This is a genomic window from Vreelandella neptunia (assembly GCF_022489065.1).
In the GTDB taxonomy this organism is placed as follows: Bacteria; Pseudomonadota; Gammaproteobacteria; order Pseudomonadales; family Halomonadaceae; genus Vreelandella; species Vreelandella neptunia_A.
Genome location: NZ_JAKVTW010000044.1, coordinates 1 through 4,277 on the forward strand (window position 1 = coordinate 1; position 4,277 = coordinate 4,277).

Sequence of the window (4,277 nt, forward strand, 5' to 3'; positions counted from 1 at the left end):
CGGCGCGGCGGTGATCGTGCTGGGCCTCTTTATGACCGGCGTGTTCCGATTGCCGCTATTCCAGCGTACCTTTCAGTTCACACCCAATGTCCAGGGTGGCTCCCCGCTGTCGGCGACAGTGTTCGGGGTCTCTTTTGCCATCGGTTGGACCCCCTGTATCGGCCCTATACTGGGCGCCATTTTGATGGCCACGTCCAATGCTGCTAGTGCCCAGGCTGGAATGATTTATCTCAGTGCCTACTCGGCAGGACTGGCGCTACCTTTTCTTGCCAGCACTTTACTGATTAACCGATTCGCTCTGCATCGGCAAAGCCTGGGAAGGTGGAGTGCCTATGCTCGCCCCGTGGCGGGCACGATTGTGATCCTGATGGGCATCGCCATCGTCTCGGGTACCATGACACGGCTTTCCAGTCTCATGGTCGACCTTTTCCCCTCCCTGGCGACCCTGGGGTAGCCAGGCCGTCAGAGAAGTAGAGATTACTTTTCATACTGACTCCTTAAGAAGCTTATTAGGCTGAGCTAGTCTCCTAAAAGGAGATTATTTTTATAATGCTTAGAACTTAATTTCTTTCACTGTTAATTTAGTTCTTTCACCTAATTAATTTTAATTAGGATCTCGTGGCGAGGTAACTTACAAGCGCAGCGAACGTTTCAGTGTTTTTTTGACAAAAAATTTATTATAGTAGGCCTTCCTGAATCCTAGCTGAATAATAAAAATTACGGCAAGTAACGCACAGCTACCTGGTTTATTTTTATATTTTTTGATTAGTTACCAGGTTACCTTTCCTTGATTTATCTTTTAGGTTGTTCTAGCTTTATTATGCCAAGCAAGAACTATGGTAAATAAAATTTGATTTAATAAATGGAGAACCGAGATGGACTTCAAAAAATACGAAAACTGCATTGAAGCTTGTCACATATGCGCTGCTTATTGCGACAAGTGTGCAACTGAGTGTCTAAAAGAAGACAACGTAAAAATGATGGCGGAATGTATTCGCCTTAACATGCAATGTGCTCAAATTTGTCGGTTAGCCGCCTCATTTATGGCACAAGAAAGTGAGTTTGCACACGAGATCTGCCGTCTATGTGCCGACATTTGTAAGAAATGTGGTGATGAGTGTGCAAAACATGATGCACCTCACTGCCAAGAGTGTGCTCAAGCTTGTCATCGCTGCGCTGAAGAATGTGCCGCAATGGCCAGCTAAGCTTCAAGCCAGCCGGGGCGAGCGCTTCGGCTGGGCGTCATTTTCTAGGGGGTTATATACATTAACTGAGGCTTTCAAATGTTGGTGTTTGCTTTTTTTAATATCTAAAAGGGGCTCGCTTGCGAACCCCTTTTGAATTAGTTATAATTAATAATGTCGCTTAGTAAGCGACATGTAGTTCATAACTGTTATTGCTATTTTCCTTAGTGCCCCCCATTGAGCTACCTGTCACCTCAAGCTGATAATTGCCCGGTTGCAGCTGACGAACAAGTTCAAAGTGACCCCGTGGACTGGACGCTTCTGCTACTTGTTTTCCAGTTTTGTCATAAAGCACAGCTGAAATGCGGTTGCCAGTGCTGGTAAAACCTGGGAAGTGCTCACTCGCTACTTTCAGTGTAGTCGCTTGTTCAATGTTAATATTGAAACGCTTCGATTGCCCCTGAGCAAGCATCTGTGTAGAAGATACGCCTCTTTCTAGTAAGGGAAGATCCTGTGTTGTATTGCCTAAGCTCGCTAATACAGGTGTAGAGAAGATACTTGCTACTACTGCACTAAAAACAATTGCTTTAATTTTCATGGTGGTTTACTCCGTTGGTTATTTACAATTTAATAATAACCTTAGAGTATGAATTGAAGCTGAATTTAGTGGTTTATTAGCAAAAAAAACGCCACCTTCCGGTGGCGCAAGTTATAGAGTGCTTAACGATTTAAAACATTAACCTGACACCTGCCACCACGCCGGTATCTTCGGTATTATTCCCACCAGCACGAGATAGGTCGGCGGTATCGCCATACTCTTTTACCCAGTAAGCGCCCACGTAAGGCGCAAAGCGTCTGGTCACTTCGTAGCCCAGGCGCATGCCGACACGCACTGAGTTAAGGCCCTCACCCACACCAAATTCCTCAACTTCGCTGGCAGCTACGGCAATTTCGGTGCGCGGCTGTAGGTAGAGCCGCTGTGTCAGGCGCAGATCGTACTCGCCCTCAAAACTAGCGGCCACGTCGCCATCTTCACTCACTTGCATAGCAACGTCGGTTTCAATGCCGTAGGGCATCACACCTTGTAGGCCGACAACCCCATAGGTGCGTTCGGCGTGATCATCGGAGAACACACCGCCTTGGTAACCGATACCCCCCTGTAACTCCCAAAAATCAGCCACTAGGCGACTATAGAGTAGTTCCAGGGATTCAAACTCAGCATCTTCACCGTCGCCTTGGACATTCTCGCCCTCTGACTTCAGGTAAACACGGTTGATATCACCGCCATACCAGCCTTGAAAGTCCCACACGACGGCCTCCTCGCCGTTATCGGGTACGCTATATTCAAGACGATCAAAGAGCGCCATACCCATATTGTGTTCCATCGTGGGCGCTGGCCAATCTTTCGGCGCGTCGTAACCATCTTCCGCATGGGCAGCGGTGGTCATGACAAACGCTAAGCTAATGCCAGTAAAATAAAGCTTAGTTTTCATACTGCCTCCTTAAGAAACCTGAACAACGCGGAACATTCCGGCATCCATGTGATAAAGCAGGTGGCAATGGAACGCCCAACTGCCTTCAGCATCTGCCGTAATCAGTGCCGAAACCCGCTCGCCGGGCTTAACGTTCAAGGTGTGTTTGCGCGGAATTAGCTCGCCCTGACCGTTTTCTAGCTCCATCCACATACCGTGGAGGTGGATAGGATGCTCCATCATGGTGTCGTTGATCAGGATTAGGCGCAGCCGCTCATCTTTCACAAAATGGATTGGGCCGGTCACTTCGCTAAACTTCTTGCCGTCGAACGACCACATGTAACGTTCCATGTTGCCGGTCAGGTGCAGCTCAAGCTCACGGCCTGGTTCGCGGCGGTCAGGCCATGGCGTGAAGGCTTTAAGATCGCGGTAGACGAGTACTCGACGTTCGTTGGGGTCGATGCCTATGCCCGCCTGGTCGTAGCGAGAGCCGGGCTGGGCTTCACCGGCAATGAGAATGCCGTTTTCGCCGACTTTCGCCTGCTCGCCCGACATGCCGCCCACATTAGAATGATCCATGCCCTCCATGTTGGAATGATCCATCCCCTCCATATTAGAGTGATCCATGCCTTCCATACCAGCATCGTCACCGCTCATTCCCGGCATATTGGAGTGATCCATACCTTCCATATTCGACATGCCTGAATGATCCATACCTTCCATGTCACCCATGCCATGAGCGCCCATGGCTTCCATGCCGCGGTCGGCAATTTGGCGGCGCTTGGGAATCTCCGCCTGCATGCCTTCACGTGGAGCTAGCGTGGCACGTGCATAGCCGCTACGATCCATGGCTTCGGCGAAGATGGTGTATGCCCGGTCGTCTTCAGGTGAAACCAGCACATCGTAGGTTTCAGCCACGCCAATACGGAACTCATCAACAGGAACGGGTTGCACCGGTTGTCCATCAGCGGCCACCACGGTCATCTTCAGGCCGGGTATACGGACATCGAAGTAAGACATGGCTGAGCCGTTAATCACGCGTAGCCGCACCCGCTCACCGGCTTTGAACAGGGCATTCCAGTTTTCCTGGGGGGAATGGCCGTTTAGCAGGTAAGTGTAAGTACTGCCGGTAACATCGGCGATATCCCTCGAGCTCATGCGCATTTTGGCCCACATGCCGCGCATCTCGGCGGTTTGAGAGAAACCGTTATTACGAACATCGGCAAAGAAGTCAGCAATCGTGCGCTCTTGGAAGTTGTAGTACCCTTCCATCGTTTTCAGATTACGGAACACCGACATGGGATCTTCAAAGGTCCAGTCGGTGAGCAGCAATACGTGCTCACGGTCGTAGCGGATAGGCTCACGCTCGGCAGCGTCGATAATCAGCGGCCCGGCATGGCCTAGCTGCTCCTGCATACCGGAGTGGCTGTGATACCAGTAGGTGCCGTTTTGGCGTACGGGAAAGCGGTAGGTAAAGGTTTCACCAGGGGCGATACCGGCAAAGCTGACACCAGGCACACCATCCATTTCCGGCGGTAGAATGAGACCATGCCAGTGGATGGAGGTGGACTCGTCCAGCAGGTTGGTGACACGCAGTACGGCGTCTTGACCTTCTTTCAAA

At 50.4% G+C, this 4,277-nt stretch carries 5 protein-coding genes; 2 read left to right on the plus strand and 3 right to left on the minus strand.

Translation table 11 applies throughout. From position 1 onward, the window contains the following. A partial coding sequence (locus MLE19_RS22650; RefSeq protein WP_240720590.1) for a cytochrome c biogenesis CcdA family protein occupies window positions 1-454 on the plus strand: 454 nt, incomplete at its 5' end. Between the two features lie 421 nt (window positions 455-875). Further along, complete coding sequence (locus tag MLE19_RS22655) at window positions 876-1,205, plus strand: four-helix bundle copper-binding protein (protein ID WP_240720591.1); 330 nt, start codon at window positions 876-878, stop codon at window positions 1,203-1,205. A 160-nt stretch (window positions 1,206-1,365) separates the two neighbouring features. On the opposite strand, the gene MLE19_RS22660 is transcribed toward MLE19_RS22655, so the two are convergent. The 3 genes from MLE19_RS22660 to MLE19_RS22670 all read right to left on the minus strand — a co-directional run. Beyond that, entirely contained in the window at window positions 1,366-1,782 is a 417-nt protein-coding gene (locus MLE19_RS22660) for a hypothetical protein (RefSeq protein ID WP_139041537.1), read from the minus strand. Window positions 1,783-1,912: 130 nt separating this feature from the next. Then, window positions 1,913-2,677: a copper resistance protein B gene (locus MLE19_RS22665; protein WP_008957453.1), complete on the minus strand. Its 765-nt coding sequence runs from the start codon at window positions 2,675-2,677 to the stop codon at window positions 1,913-1,915. A 9-nt stretch (window positions 2,678-2,686) separates the two neighbouring features. Further along, window positions 2,687-4,277 (minus strand): copper resistance system multicopper oxidase (locus MLE19_RS22670; protein ID WP_240720592.1); only part of this gene is annotated, 1,591 nt, incomplete at its 5' end.